The organism is Paenibacillus peoriae KCTC 3763, from assembly GCF_000236805.1.
Taxonomy (GTDB): domain Bacteria; phylum Bacillota; class Bacilli; order Paenibacillales; family Paenibacillaceae; genus Paenibacillus; species Paenibacillus peoriae.
On sequence record NZ_AGFX01000011.1, the window covers coordinates 210824 to 224827 of the forward strand.

General features: G+C 48.2%; 11 protein-coding genes and 1 other annotated feature. Of the genes, 9 read left to right on the forward strand and 2 right to left on the reverse strand.

Annotated elements, in window-relative coordinates:
- Window positions 1-2 precede the first annotated feature (2 nt).
- Window positions 3-776 (forward strand): class I SAM-dependent DNA methyltransferase, encoded by a 774-nt coding sequence (locus KQI_RS0103395; RefSeq protein ID WP_010345309.1) that lies wholly within the window; start codon window positions 3-5, stop codon window positions 774-776.
- A gap of 59 nt (window positions 777-835) precedes the next feature.
- Window positions 836-1093: a binding site (T-box leader), on the forward strand.
- A 61-nt stretch (window positions 1094-1154) separates the two neighbouring features.
- Window positions 1155-3593, forward strand: a complete 2439-nt coding sequence (gene leuS / locus KQI_RS0103400) for a leucine--tRNA ligase (RefSeq protein WP_010345310.1) — start codon at window positions 1155-1157, stop codon at window positions 3591-3593.
- On the opposite strand, the gene comER is transcribed toward leuS, so the two are convergent.
- Window positions 3574-4419: a late competence protein ComER gene (gene comER, locus KQI_RS0103405; RefSeq protein WP_010345311.1), complete on the reverse strand. Its 846-nt coding sequence runs from the start codon at window positions 4417-4419 to the stop codon at window positions 3574-3576. The two genes, leuS and comER, sit on opposite strands and share 20 nt — an antisense overlap.
- A 216-nt stretch (window positions 4420-4635) precedes the next feature.
- On the opposite strand from comER, the gene KQI_RS0103410 reads away from it, so the two are divergent.
- The 6 genes from KQI_RS0103410 to holA all read left to right on the forward strand — a co-directional run bounded on the left by KQI_RS0103410 (window position 4636) and on the right by holA (window position 12182).
- The gene (locus KQI_RS0103410) at window positions 4636-5208 is read left to right on the forward strand and encodes a ComEA family DNA-binding protein (RefSeq protein WP_010345312.1); all 573 of its coding nucleotides are present in this window, start codon (window positions 4636-4638) and stop codon (window positions 5206-5208) included.
- Window positions 5209-5298: 90 nt separating this feature from the next.
- Window positions 5299-5817, forward strand: coding sequence for a deoxycytidylate deaminase (locus KQI_RS0103415; RefSeq protein ID WP_010345313.1), 519 nt, complete (start codon window positions 5299-5301; stop codon window positions 5815-5817).
- A 205-nt stretch (window positions 5818-6022) separates the two neighbouring features.
- Complete coding sequence (locus KQI_RS0103420) at window positions 6023-8644, forward strand: ComEC/Rec2 family competence protein (protein WP_029390011.1); 2622 nt, start codon at window positions 6023-6025, stop codon at window positions 8642-8644.
- Window positions 8645-8919: 275 nt separating this feature from the next.
- On the forward strand, window positions 8920-9468 hold the full coding sequence (locus tag KQI_RS0103425; protein WP_010345316.1) for an RNA polymerase sigma factor: 549 nt from the start codon (window positions 8920-8922) through the stop codon (window positions 9466-9468).
- Window positions 9465-10937 carry an anti-sigma factor gene (locus tag KQI_RS0103430; protein WP_010345317.1) on the forward strand — a complete coding sequence of 491 codons (1473 nt, stop codon included), beginning with the start codon at window positions 9465-9467 and terminating at the stop codon, window positions 10935-10937. The genes KQI_RS0103425 and KQI_RS0103430 overlap by 4 nt, the downstream gene beginning before the upstream one ends.
- A gap of 213 nt (window positions 10938-11150) precedes the next feature.
- A complete protein-coding gene (gene holA, locus KQI_RS0103435; RefSeq protein ID WP_010345318.1) occupies window positions 11151-12182 on the forward strand; it encodes a DNA polymerase III subunit delta in 1032 nt (343 codons plus the stop codon).
- Window positions 12183-12325: 143 nt separating this feature from the next.
- Here the strand turns inward: holA and rpsT are convergent, their stop codons facing one another.
- Window positions 12326-12598, reverse strand: a complete 273-nt coding sequence (gene rpsT / locus KQI_RS0103440) for a 30S ribosomal protein S20 (RefSeq protein WP_007431285.1) — start codon at window positions 12596-12598, stop codon at window positions 12326-12328.
- Window positions 12599-12796: 198 nt separating this feature from the next.
- On the opposite strand from rpsT, the gene gpr reads away from it, so the two are divergent.
- Complete coding sequence (gene gpr, locus KQI_RS0103445) at window positions 12797-13798, forward strand: GPR endopeptidase (RefSeq protein ID WP_010345319.1); 1002 nt, start codon at window positions 12797-12799, stop codon at window positions 13796-13798.
- Window positions 13799-14004 lie beyond the last annotated feature (206 nt).

Sequence of the window (14004 nt, forward strand, 5' to 3'; positions counted from 1 at the left end):
AAATGGCTTCTTACCGGAAGTTTGCCTATGTGTATGATGAGCTGATGCAGGATATGCCGTATCCAGACTGGTTGCGCTTTGCACGTCAGGCTTGGGAACAGTATGGTATGCCGCATACGGTGGCTGAGCTGGGCTGCGGAACGGGCTCCATTACGATTCCATTGGTTAACTCGGGCTTCGAGGTGACCGGCATTGACCTATCCTCTGATATGCTGGCAGTAGCCCGTCGCAAAATGGAAACGACTCCGCAAGGACAGCGGCTGTTTCGTGAGGGAAGCGTCCGCTGGTTGCAGCAGGATATGCGGGAATGGAATTTACCCGAGTCTGTCGATTCGGTGATTTCTTTTTGCGATTGCCTGAACTATTTGCTGGAGGAAGAAGATATAACGGCTACGTTTCGCAGAACGTATGCAGGTCTTAAGCCAAGTGGAACCTTCTTGTTTGATGTACATCATCCCCAGACGTTTGTACGTTATGATGAAGAGCAGCCTTTTGTATTGGACGAACGCTCCATCTCGTATATCTGGACTTGTGCGCTGGATACGCCGCGCTGTGAAATTGAGCATCATCTTAGTATTTTTGCGAGAGCAGAAAATGAAGGACGCGATCTGTATCAGCGGTTCGAGGAAATTCATGTGCAGCGTGCCTATGACCCGGACTGGATGAAGGAAGAATTGTCCAAAGCGGGTTTTCGTGATGTGAAGGTGTATGCGGATTTTGAATGGGTAGAAGCAGAAGATGACGCGGCGAGACTGTTTTATGTTGCTGTAAAATAGTGAGCCTTTATTTGACTTTTTTCGCGGTTTTCAATATAATAGTGCCATTATTAACGGTTAAACAATCGCTGATGAGGAATAGTAGTTTTGTTTGGTCATGTAGAGAGTCGGCGGGTGGTGCAAGCCGGTTGACAAAGCAAAGTGAACTCGCCTCGGAGATATGCGCCCAACGCAGGAACACCCTATACAGGTGCTTATATTCTGTTATTAACCCGCATCGGATCACCTCCGTTATCAGGTGCAAAGGGAGTAGAACGCGAAGAACGCTTTCTGCTAACTAGGGTGGTACCACGGGAATATAACCTCTCGTCCCTAGCGCTGACACGCTACGGGATGCAGAGGTTTTTTTGTTGCATACCGTTTGAGGAGGAAATGACAATGACAGACACACAGCCGAAGCACGGCTATCAACCGCAAAGTATTGAACCAAAATGGCAGAAATATTGGGACGAGAACAAGACGTTTCGTACCGGGGAAGAGCCGGGCAAACCGAAGTTTTATGCTTTGGATATGTTCCCTTACCCGTCTGGAGCCGGTCTGCACGTAGGCCACCCGGAGGGTTACACGGCAACGGATATTGTTTCGCGTTATAAAAGAATGCGCGGCTACAATGTACTGCATCCGATGGGTTGGGACGCCTTCGGTTTGCCTGCCGAGCAGCATGCGCTGGATACAGGTGAGCATCCGCGTGAAATTACGGTGAAAAACGTAAATAACTTCCGCCGTCAGATCAAATCGCTCGGTTTTTCGTACGACTGGGAGCGTGAAATCAGCACAACTGATCCTGATTACTACAAATGGACACAATGGATCTTCATCCAATTGTACAAGCGCGGTCTTGCTTATGTAGCTGAAGTGCCTGTGAACTGGTGTCCTGCGCTGGGGACAGTGCTGGCGAATGAAGAAGTTATTGATGGCAAGAGTGAGCGTGGTGGTCATCCGGTCATCCGTAAACCAATGCGTCAATGGATGCTGAAAATTACGGAATATGCGGATCGTCTGCTGGATGATCTGGAGGAGCTGGATTGGTCCGAGAGCATTAAGGATATGCAACGGAACTGGATTGGTAAATCTACCGGGGCAGAGGTTCATTTTCCAATTGAAGGCCATGACAAGCAGCTGACGGTATTTACAACCCGTCCGGATACGCTGTTTGGTGCAAGCTACTGTGTGCTGGCTCCAGAGCAGGAACTGGTGGAAATCATCACTACACCTGAACAAAAGGATGCTGTACATCAGTACCGTGAGCAAGCTGCTCGTAAAAGCGATCTGGAGCGTACGGATCTGGCTAAGGATAAAACAGGCGTGTTCACAGGTGCTTATGCGGTGAACCCGGTGAACGGCGAAAAGCTGCCGATCTGGATTGCCGACTATGTGCTGGCAGGCTACGGAACAGGTGCAATTATGGCTGTACCGGGTCACGATACACGTGACTGGGAATTTGCCAAGAAGTTCGGATTGAAAATTACTGAGGTTGTCCAAGGTGGAGACGTGGCTAATGAGCCATACACCGAGGATGGTCCGCACGTCAATTCAGGTCCGCTGAATGGACTTACCAACGAGGAAGCGATTCCGAAGATGATCGAATGGCTGGAAGCCGAGGGTAAAGGACAGGGCAAAGTAACCTACCGTCTACGTGACTGGCTGTTTAGCCGCCAACGCTATTGGGGTGAGCCTATTCCGGTAATTCATCTGGAAGATGGCACGATCAAAACGGTTCCTGAGGATCAGCTGCCGCTCATGCTGCCGGAGATGGACAACATCAAGCCTTCAGGCACGGGTGAATCCCCATTGGCCAATGCAAAAGAATGGGTTGAAATCATTGATCCTGAGACAGGCATGAAAGCACGTCGCGAGACCAACACGATGCCGCAATGGGCAGGAAGCTGCTGGTACTACCTGCGCTTTATTGATCCCAAAAATGATAAAGAGCTTGTATCCAAGGAGAAGCAGCGCGAATGGCTGCCTGTTGATCTGTACATTGGCGGAGCGGAACATGCGGTTCTTCACTTGCTGTATGCCCGTTTCTGGCACAAGGTACTGTATGATCTCGGCGTAGTGGAAACCAAAGAGCCTTTCTACAAACTGGTCAACCAGGGCATGATTTTGGGCAATAACAATGAAAAAATGAGTAAATCGCGCGGTAATGTCATTAATCCTGATGATATTGTGAATACGTTTGGCGCCGATACGCTGCGTATTTATGAGATGTTCATGGGGCCGCTCGAAGCGACCAAGCCATGGAACGAGAACGGAGTTGAGGGAGCGCATCGTTTTCTGTCCCGCGTATGGCGCCTGTTTGTTTCCGAGGATGGTAGCCTGAATGATAAAATCACAAATGACGGCGGAAGCGATGAATTCAAGCGGACCTGGCATAAAACGCTGAAAAAAGTAACTGAAGATCTGGATGCGCTGCGCTTTAATACGGCGATCAGCCAGTTGATGATTTTCACCAACGATGCATACAAAGCAGACCTTCTGCCGCGTGCAGCGATGGAAAACTTCGTGCAAATGCTGTCGCCGCTTGCACCGCATCTGGCCGAGGAATTGTGGCAGCTGCTGGGGCACAACGACAGCATTACCTACGCGGCTTGGCCTGCTTATGATGAAGCATGGACAGTGGACGCCGAAGTGGAAATTGTTGTACAGGTGAATGGTAAAATCGTGCAGCGTGCAACGATTGCCAAGGATCTTGACGCCAAAGAGATGGAAGCATTTGCTTTGGCGCTGGACAACGTTCAGCAGGTGCTGGCCGGCAAAACGGTTCGCAAGGTAATTGCTGTTCCAGGTAAGCTGGTTAATATTGTTGCCGGTTAATCGGCTTTGAGCCGAAGGAGACATTTACCTTTTGCATGTCCTCCTCATACTTGTTGTGTGTAGCCCGTATCAGTTCGGGAAAGACACTATGCAGGCTGCTGTCCAGCAGTGCAAGGGCTTCGGCGGTAATACCTCCGGGAACCGCTACCCTGGCCTGCAACTCGGCTGGTGTCATCCCGCCTTCCGTGAGCAGCTTTCCTGTGCCGATCATCATTTCACCAGTCAGGGCACCTAGCTCCGTACGGTCTATACCCGTGGCTTGAACGGCTGCTTGAATCCACTGGTCCATAAAAAAGGCCAGGAAAGCAGGTCCGCAACTGGAGAAATCCGACGTGATCCGCGTATGAGACTCTTTAACCCGAATCGGCCTGCTAATGTGGGACATAAGTTCTTCCAGAAGGGAGCGATCCTCCTCTGTAATCCGGCTGCCATGGATGCATAGTGAGGCTCCGCTCCCCACCTGGTGGGTGATGCTCGGAATAATTTTGGACACTTTGGCTTTCAGTGCATGCTCCAAAATACGTACCTGCACCGGACTTGTGATAGAAACGACAATTTGCTCTTCTGTAATGACGTTGCGTATTTCATCCGTTACGGCTTTTGATTCCAGCGGCTTCACGCAGATGAACAGAATATCGCTTTCCGCTGCCGTTTCACGGTTGCTTTGGGCTGCATGCAAACCTGGATACCGACGGGCCAGCTCGGCTACCTTGGAATGCGTTCGATTGCTTGCTGATATTTGCTGTGGCTTAAGTGCATTGGATTGAATAAAAGACTCAATTAGCAGACTTCCCATGCTGCCAGTCCCGATAAATCCAACTTTCATTGTTCAACGTCCTCCTTTCATACTTTGCGGTATAGACGCTGTCATTCTTCTAAGTGTATGCACCCGGTCTTGACCGACATGACGAATTTTATGTCTGGATAGATAAGATCGTTCCCGGGGCCTGTACCTCTCTTTGGAGAAATGGCTCACAGCGAAACCGTATGGAGGTTGTTTACATCCTCCCAAAATCCATGTGGAGTAGGGGACGATACGAACATGAAACGCGTATGGACAGGAACAGCGATAACGCTTGCTGTAATCGGGAGTGGGTTTATTCTGTTTGCCGGAGGGCAGCGCCCTGAGCCGGAAGAAGAGTGGACTTTGCTTAACCGAAAGGTGGAGCAGGTATTAGCGGTGGAGTCAAAGCCAAATGAGTCGCAAAGCAATGGTGACCATACCCAAGGAAAGCATGCTGTAAAAGAGGCTTCAGACAAAATGGAACGCAGCACATATACCGAAGCTGTTGGCAATGTGAAGCATAATGCGATGCAGGGGTCTGGTGTACCGGCTGCTGTAAGCGAAAACCCCGCTACCGAAAATGCAAGTACCGTAAAGCAATCCAAAAGTAATTCAGCTACTACATCCGTATCCGGTAAAAAAAAGGTGAACATCAACACGGCGACTGCTGCCGAGTTAATGGAGCTACCGGGGGTTGGAGCTAAAAAGGCCGAAGCCATTTTGGACTACCGTAATCAGCACGGACTGTTCCAACGTGTGAACGATTTGGATCATGTGAAGGGCATCGGCGCTAAAATGCTGGCAAAAATGAAGCCTTACGTAAGTTTGTAAGCTATACAAAGATTACGGTGACCAGGCTCTGGAAATTGAATTTTAGCGGAATGATATACGTTTTAACTTGTTTATACGGGAGAGATGGTTATGAGTGCAGATGTACGCAAGGACTGGGACACTTACTTTATGGATATTGCTTATATGGTATCCACCCGTTCGCGCTGCTCGCGGCGTCATGTCGGAGCCGTACTTGTGCAAGGTAAAAAGCTTTTGGGGACTGCCTATAATGGTGCACCCTCCGGGGTACCAGACTGCTCTGAAGCAGGTTGTATGATCTCAGAGGAGTATGAGGTTGTTCATCGTGATGGCCGTGAGGAAATGGTTAAAAAGCAACGCTGTATCCGCACGATTCATGCGGAGCAGAACCTGCTGTTGTTCACGGACCGGATTGATCGGGAAGGTTCTTCAGTATATGTCACTGACCAGCCGTGCTGGACGTGTGCCAATATGCTGGCAAACAGCGGTATTGTAGAGATTGTATACCATCGGCCTTATCCCAAAGATGCCGACAAGGTTCGTGCCATGATGGAGGAGAAAGGAATTGCCTTTCGCATGCTGGAGACCTATCATCCACCAAAGGAAACGCAAATGGATGTTAAGAATTAAAGAGTAAACGGGGAAGAACCTCTGACAAATGATATTCTGTCAGGGGTTCTTTTTTGTTTTGCAGTTTGGACAGCAGGTAGTATTTTGCTACAGGGGGGGTGATTGTATTCAGGCTAAATTTGTTCTAACCAGACCTATTTTGACCCTTACCGTATGTTGGATTATAGGAAGTGCAGGAGCCTGCCTTTATTCTGGACGTGTGCTTTTGTTGCTCTGGACGGGAGTTACTTTGATGCTTCCTCTTATAGCTCTATGGATGAAAATTCCCGTTCGATATGTGGTATGGCTATGGCTTGCTTTGAGTGGTGGTGGATTCCATTGGACTTGGCATGATACGCATAATGTGAGCAGCATTCCGGACGCTCTTCAAGTATCGGCTTCTATGGTGGAAGACATGCCTGTTCAAGCAGCAGGGTTTATTGCTTCCGAGGTGGAGGTAGATGGTGATCGAGCGCAATTTGAGATGAGAGTCACTGCTATCCATCAGATGGGACGTAATTCAGAAAAGAACAAGCAGCTTGCATCTGTCTCTGAACAGGTCATCGTTCACATCAAGCTGGCTGCCAAGCAGGAACAGCGAGTTGCGGCAGCATGGCAGCGTGGAGATGCAATTCAAATACGTGGCAGCTTGAAGGCTCCTGCCAAAGCGGGAAACTTTGGCGGCTTTGATTATAGTGAATACCTTCACACCCAGGAAATTCACTGGCTTTTCAAAGGGAATGGGGCCACTTCACTACAGAAGCAGCAAGCTTCCCTGTGGAACCGTTACATTTTGCTCAGGTGGAATGATCAGCTTAGGGAGCAGCTAGGACAACGAATGGAAACGGCATTTACAGCCCTTAATCACGCAGGATATATGAATGGACTGGTACTGGGAGTTACAGATGAGCTCGACCCGGCAACGTATAACGAATTTACGCAACTCGGGTTAACGCACATTTTAGCGATATCCGGTATGCATGTGGCAGTATATGCAGCTACACTGCTATATTTACTCAAGCTGATGCGAGTGAGTCGCGAGACGTCACTGACCATCGTGATGGTACTTATTCCGGCTTATGTTCTGCTGACAGGTGCTTCTCCATCTGTTGTGAGGGCCGGGATTATGGCGATGATCGGGTTATTTGCAGCCAGACGAGGTATGCTCAAAGACGGGCTTAATATTTTAAGTATATCAGCGTTGCTGATGCTGCTTTGGAATCCCTATTACCTGCTTAGCGTCAGCTTTCAGCTTTCCTTTTTGGTGACAGGCGGGCTGCTCATTTACATGCCGCTTATGAAGCCGTTTTTCGCTAAATGGCCTCTCCTGCTCGGCGGTGAGATTGCGATTACCATTACGGCACAGCTTGTTTCGTTTCCAATGACGGTATTCTACTTTAATCAATTTTCACTGTTATCGTTTATAGCTAATTTTGTGCTCGTACCACTGATCACGTATATTGTACTTCCATTGGGTACAGTAGCGATGGGAATCGCCTTTTTGTGGGGGGATGGGGCTCGTATTCTTGCGTGGCCAGCCGAGCAATTAAACGAGCTGACCTTTTTGCTTGTGAAATGGTTGAACATGGATGATGTTTATGTGAGTATTTGGCCATCTTCCTCCATCCTGTGGGTCATGGCGTATTATGCAGCTTTATACAGTGTTTTGTATTGGCTCAAAACGTGGCTGACATCCCGAAGGCAAGCGGATGAAAAAATGACTGCTATAAGCTCGACTCTCATTTCATCGCCCATACATACAGGATTAGCAGCTTCTGCGGAATGGGCGGCTATCTTGCAAACGGCACATGAGCCTGAGGGTGCAGGCCAATATGCGCGTCAACAATGGAATAGTTATCGTTATTTGGCATTGGTTTTAAGCGGTATAGCCTGGCTTGGCATACTGTGTGTAGGTTATCAATCTCCAGGTGGAGGGAATACGGGGATGGTTCAATACCTGGATGTGGGCCAAGGTGACAGCATTTTAATTACAACACCGGGCGGAAAACACATTTTGGTGGATGGCGGTGGCACAATGGATTTTACGACAGGGAAAAATGCCTGGCGCAAGCGTAAAGATCCTTACGAGGTCGGTGCGGATACGATTGTACCCTTACTCAAGCAGCGTGGTGTGCAGCGGCTAGATGCCGTTATTTTAACACATGGAGATCATGATCATGCCGGAGGATTACAGGCTGTGCTTGATCAGATTCCCGTAACAAGCTTGTTTTTCAACGGTACCCTGACAGACAAAGCACCATTTCACAAGCTGTTGAGCACAGCTTTAAACAAGCAGATCAAGCTGTACAGTGCATATCATGGTATGGGATGGGAGCCGGATCAGGATACGAAAATCCGCTTTCTTTATCCGCTTCCGGTGCAGAAGAACGAATCTGAGCCGTTACCTGTTATAAAGGAGCAAAATCATTATTCCGTTGCCATGATATTGGAAATGGAGGGAGCCACTTTTTTGTTCACTGGAGATATGGATGAAGCAGCAGAATCGCTGTTGCTTTCTGAATTAGCCCATTCTTTATCCCGTATGAAAGATACGGGGGAAATGGGGACTATAAGGCAAGCTGTAAACGTCATGAAAATAGCACATCACGGCAGCAAGTATTCCACCTCGGAAGAGTGGCTATCCTACTGGCGACCAGAGATATCTGTCATTTCGGTTGGTGCGAGCAATACCTATGGACACCCGAATGAAGCAGTATTGAAGCGTTTATCGTCCGCAGGCTCTGCTATATATCGAACAGATACGATGGGAGAGATACAAATCCGTGCGCAGCAAGGAGAATTGAGCGTGCGGTATAAACACAAACGTGAACAAATGGGTACAAAATGATTTCCCAACAATTTATTTTTTATTTGAGAGACTCACTTTTATTGTAGAAAAATGACCATTTTAACCCTCTTCAAAAAAACAGAGGGTTTCTAGACAGCCTGGGAAGGTGACTACCTTCCTTTTTTCTGTTATTCTAAGGAAGGTTACGATGGGGATTCTGGGCTTTTTGGAATAATTTTTTACATTAAAAAAATAAAATTAGCGTCAGACGTCTATCCTGCAACAATTTGCAAAGAGGATACGTCTGTAATATTGCAGGGAGAGGGGGATCCTTTGTGGTAGAGCAGGGACTCATTCGAGCCGCTCAATCGGGCGATCGCGACGCTCTCATTACCCTATTAAGAGAAATAGAGCAGCATGTGTACCGTACGGCATATTACATTCTGAACAATGAGCAGGACGCCATGGATGCTTCACAGGAAGCTCTCATACGGATTTATTCCAAGATTAACTCTTATGAGGAAAAAGCGCAGTTCAAAACCTGGGTTCAACGCATTGTTACGAATATATGTATCGACAAATTTAGAAGGACGAAACCCTCGGTTTCCATTGACGAGCACGACATGATCTTCAACGATCCCCAAAATGTAGAGGTTGAGGTGTTAACCTCGTACATGGCACAGGATGTTCGTGAAGCGATACAGCAGCTTCCAGAGCACCATCGGACAGTGATCGTCTTGAGGTATTTGCAGGATTTCTCCTATAACGAAATTGCCGATTCCTTGGATCTGCCGCTCAATACGGTCAAGTCATACTTATATCGTGCAAGACAGCAGTTGCAAGGGCTACTTCAGGATTATCAGAAAGGTGGTGTATCAGGATGAAGTGTGAGGAAGAGGTGATGGATTGGATGCAGCGTTATGTGGATCATGAGCTGGGCGAAGAAGAGACGTCCCAATTAATGAACCATATTGCGACTTGCCCGGACTGTGCGGAAAAATTTCATATTCTTCAGACACTCTCCCGCGAGCTGGAGGAATTACCTGCGGTTTCCCCGGCGTTCAGCCTGGTGGATTCCATCATGCCTCAGCTGGATGCCATTGACCGCGCACGTGAGGAGCAGGGAAGTGCGCTTCAGGAAATGCAGCCGGTGGCTGTTGATCCTGGACCTGGGCCTAGACAGCGTACCCAGCCTACGCCTTGGTGGAACCGGGTGGGAGGGCGTGCGGCTATGGGTGTGGCTGCCGCTGCTGTTGTACTGGGAATTGTAGTATTCAATTTCCAGCCTAAAACAGTGCAGGATGCGGAAGGCATACTTACATCCCAGTCGCCTGAAGTGGCGACTCAGCAGAATCAGACTGGAATTTCAGATGCGACGAATGGTAGTGGAGGCCATGATGCAGCCATTGGATCGGACTCGACCAACCCGCCATTAGAACAGGGACAAGGAACGGATGCATCTCAGCCATCTGCAGGTGAAGAGCCTGATTCGAGCAAACAGAGTGTAAACGGCGCCGATCATGAGAATAATTCTTCCAACCCGGATGCTGCAAAACGTGACAATCAGCGTGCTGGGGAGGGAGACTCGGCGAAGTCTGTGCCATCCGGAGCTTCTTCTCATCAAGAGCGAAAGCAGAAACAGCCGGAATCGGATCGTCAGACGACCAGCGAAAATCCGTCGATGGAGAATTTCGTGCAGGATGCTCCCAAGTCCAATGACAAACAGCTAATGCAGGAAAAATCCAAGCAATCAACGATAGCCCCTGATCAGCAGCAGGAATCAGGAATGGAAAAAGCGCCTATAGCAGGTGCAGGGACTGCTCAGGGTGGTAATAATGACAACATACCTACGGATGATTCATCTTCTACGCTGAGTCAGGAACTGAAGACGCAGCAGGATCAGACAGCTTCAAATGGAACGTCAACAGATACAAGCTCCCAAAGCATTACTAAGTATCCAGGGGATGCCTTGGGGGATAACGGCATGAGAGCCTCTAACGATCAGTCATCTTCCGCGTCACAGGACTCGGTACGCAAAGAGGGCTTTGCATCTAATTCAATGATCTCTCCAGGCAGTAATAGTGCCTCCACCTTTGGCGCCCAGTCTACGTCCGAAGATCAGCTGGACTCACCTGATGGCAGCTATGTGGTGGTTATTGAAGGCAAAAAGCTGAAAGTATATAAGCTTTCCGATAATGGTGTAGACCGAACAACATTGGAGGTTCGTACTTTGAAAGGAGCCTGGGTCAAGGGAAGCTGGTCGGATGATAGTCAGACCTTCATGTACGAGACGGAGCAAGATGGTACAGCCAGCAAATATACGTATACGGTCCCACGCAGCACTGGAAAATAATTGCCGTAAGTAGTCACACATTTAAAATGAAGGAATAGATTATATAAGCCGACGTCGTATCCCGACGGTCGAAAGTTTCTAGAGCTTTCTGCTGCCGTGTTGATATAGATGGTGGTGAAGGGATCTTGCCTATTGGCAGGGTCCCTTTGTTTGTATAATGACTTGCCTTCCGGTCGGATGTCGGGTACGATCAGTGGATGGGGGGAACGGAATATGGATGCAAAAACAGCCGCTAAGGCTATTCGCAAGGGTGATATTTCGCCCGTGTATTTGCTATACGGCAGTGAAAAATACCAGATGAAGCAGTTTGTCGAGATGCTCAAGGAAAAAGTGGTGGAAGAGGAGCATCGTGATTTTGCCATTATTCCCTATGATCTGACGGAAACGCCAATCGAGGTGGTCGTGGAGGAGGCGGAAACTGCGCCTTTTCTGGTGCCCAAAAAGCTGATTATTGCCCGGGACACGAGTGTATTTGCAGCAGGTAAAGATAGCGGCAAGATTGAGCACCGCATTGAGACGCTGTTGACTTATATGGATAACCCGACTGACTATAGCGTCATCGTTTTTATGGTTCAGGCCGAAAAGCTGGATGAACGGAAAAAGATTGTCAAAAGATTGAAAAATGATGCTTCGGTGATTGCTTTTTCCCCGTTGGGTGGAGACGACCTTGTAGCTTGGGTTCATAAACGTGCAGGGGAAAGAGAGGTACAATTAGCTGCAGGAGCTGCAGAGACCCTCATTCAATATACAGGTACAGGGCTGCAATCCTTGGCTGCCGAGATAGACAAGCTGTGCTTGTATGCAGGAGCACAAGGAACGATTTCATCAGCGGATATCGAATCCCTTGTGCCTCGTAGTACGGAGCAAAACGTATTTGTGATGGTTGAGGATCTGGCTAATTTGCGGCTGGATAAGGCACTCAGTATTTTTTATGAGCTGCTCAAGCAAAAAGAGGAACCGATCAAGATTGCAGCTTTGATCACACGGCAGTTCCGCATTATATTGCAGGTTAAGGAGCTGGCAGGTCAAAGTTATTCCCAACAGCAAATTGCGAGTCAGCTTGGCTTGCATCCTTACGGGGTAAAAGTTGCGGGTGAGCAGGCCAGGAGGTTCCATCCCGAACAACTGCGTCAGCTTCTCTTCGAGCTGGGAGAACTGGATTATCATATGAAAACTGGCATTGTTGACAAGGTACTGGGACTGGAGCTGTTTTTGATGAAAATGGGCTATGGGGTTTCAGTTTAACCCCGCCCGGGTGCAGAGTGATTTTTAAGGGACACTACGCAGGACAGATCACATACGCTGAGAACTAAAAAAGAAAACTAAAAAATCCTGATCAGCCGAGGCTGGTCAGGATTTTTTCATTAACGTATAAAAGTAGCTCTTGCTTACGCTTGAGCTGTAAGAGCGTTAAGTTTTTTCGCCAAGCGGGATTTCTTGCGAGCAGCTGCATTTTTGTGGATCAGACCTTTAGTTACAGCCTTGTCCAGCTTTTGGGAAGCTACTTTGAAAGCAGCAGCAGCAACTTCAGCTTCGTTACCCACCAACGCTGTATCGGCAGCTTTTACTGCTGTACGAAGCGCGGATTTTTGGGAAGCGTTCAACGCACGGCGTTTGTCGCTCGTTTTAACGCGTTTGATAGCGGATTTAATGTTTGGCATTACATTCACCTCCTGTAAAGGCATTACTTATGAACACAAACGTTTCACAACTTAAAATATTTTAGCACGCTACACCTCAAAATGCAATAAGAAAACATTCCGTGGCTACGCAAATGACAGGATGAAAATGGATGTGCATAAACCTGTTGGGTGTCTCGCACACTATAGCCAGGGATGGTACACAAGGAGGTTTAAGAGATGGATCTGGATTTGCAGAAGTATGCGGTACGCACGGATTTGGCATTGGAGGCAAGAGAGCTGGCAGCACAGGATCAGTCTGTACCGCTGTCGGGCATCAGTGAGGATGTCGAGGAAGATAACGGGATTAAAATTACGCGTCTGGATGTACTAAATGAAGAAGGGGCTAATCGTATTGGACGGGTACAAGGGCATTATGTCACGCTGGAAGTACCTGGATTACGTGGAGGTGATAGCGGACTACAGGAACGAGTAGCTGTTGCATTTGCGAAAGAGATGGAGCATTTTATACAAAAAATAGGTATCTCCAATACGGCACGGGTACTTGTGGTCGGTCTTGGGAACTGGAATGTCACTCCCGATTCGCTGGGGCCGCTTGTCGTTGAAAATCTGATGGTAACCCGTCAATTTTTTGAATTGACGCCTGATCAAGTCAACCCGGGTTATCGGGATGTAAGCGCCATTGCGCCGGGTGTTCTCGGTATTACGGGAATCGAGTCCAGTGAAATCGTGCAAGGCATTGTAGATCGCACCAAACCAGAACTGATTATTGCTATTGATGCTCTGGCGTCACGTTCGCTGGAGCGCGTCAATACGACCATTCAGGTGGCGGATATCGGGATACATCCGGGATCAGGAATCGGCAACAAGCGGCGCGGCATCACCAAGGATATTATGGGTGTTCCATGCATTGCCATCGGCGTGCCTACGGTATGCTACGCTTCAACCATCGTAAATAATGTAATTGAACTGATGAAAACACATTTTGCCAAAGAAAAAGCACCTACGAAGGCGATACTGGGGATGCTGGACGATATTTCAGAGCCTGAGAGACTCGGGCTGGTGAGAGAGGTACTTCAACCGTTGGGGCATGATCTGATTGTGACCCCTAAAGAGATTGATGAATTTATTGAAGATATCGCGAATATCATTGCAACCGGGTTGAACGCTGCTCTGCATGAGGCTGTTGATCCCGGCAATGTCGCCGCTTATACGCATTAATGCAAGGTTAGTTCAATCATCTTTCCAAGACACCCAATTCTCTATTTAACAGGTAACCTGTCTCTCTCAAAAAGGGATGGGCTCTACCTGTGGATAGAGATTTTTTGTGTTCTAGCAATTGTTCTCTGTTCATAGAGTTGAAGTATAAGAGATTTCCGCGGCAGATAGGAACCCTATGTTCCAAATGTAAAAGCGGGTTTCGACGG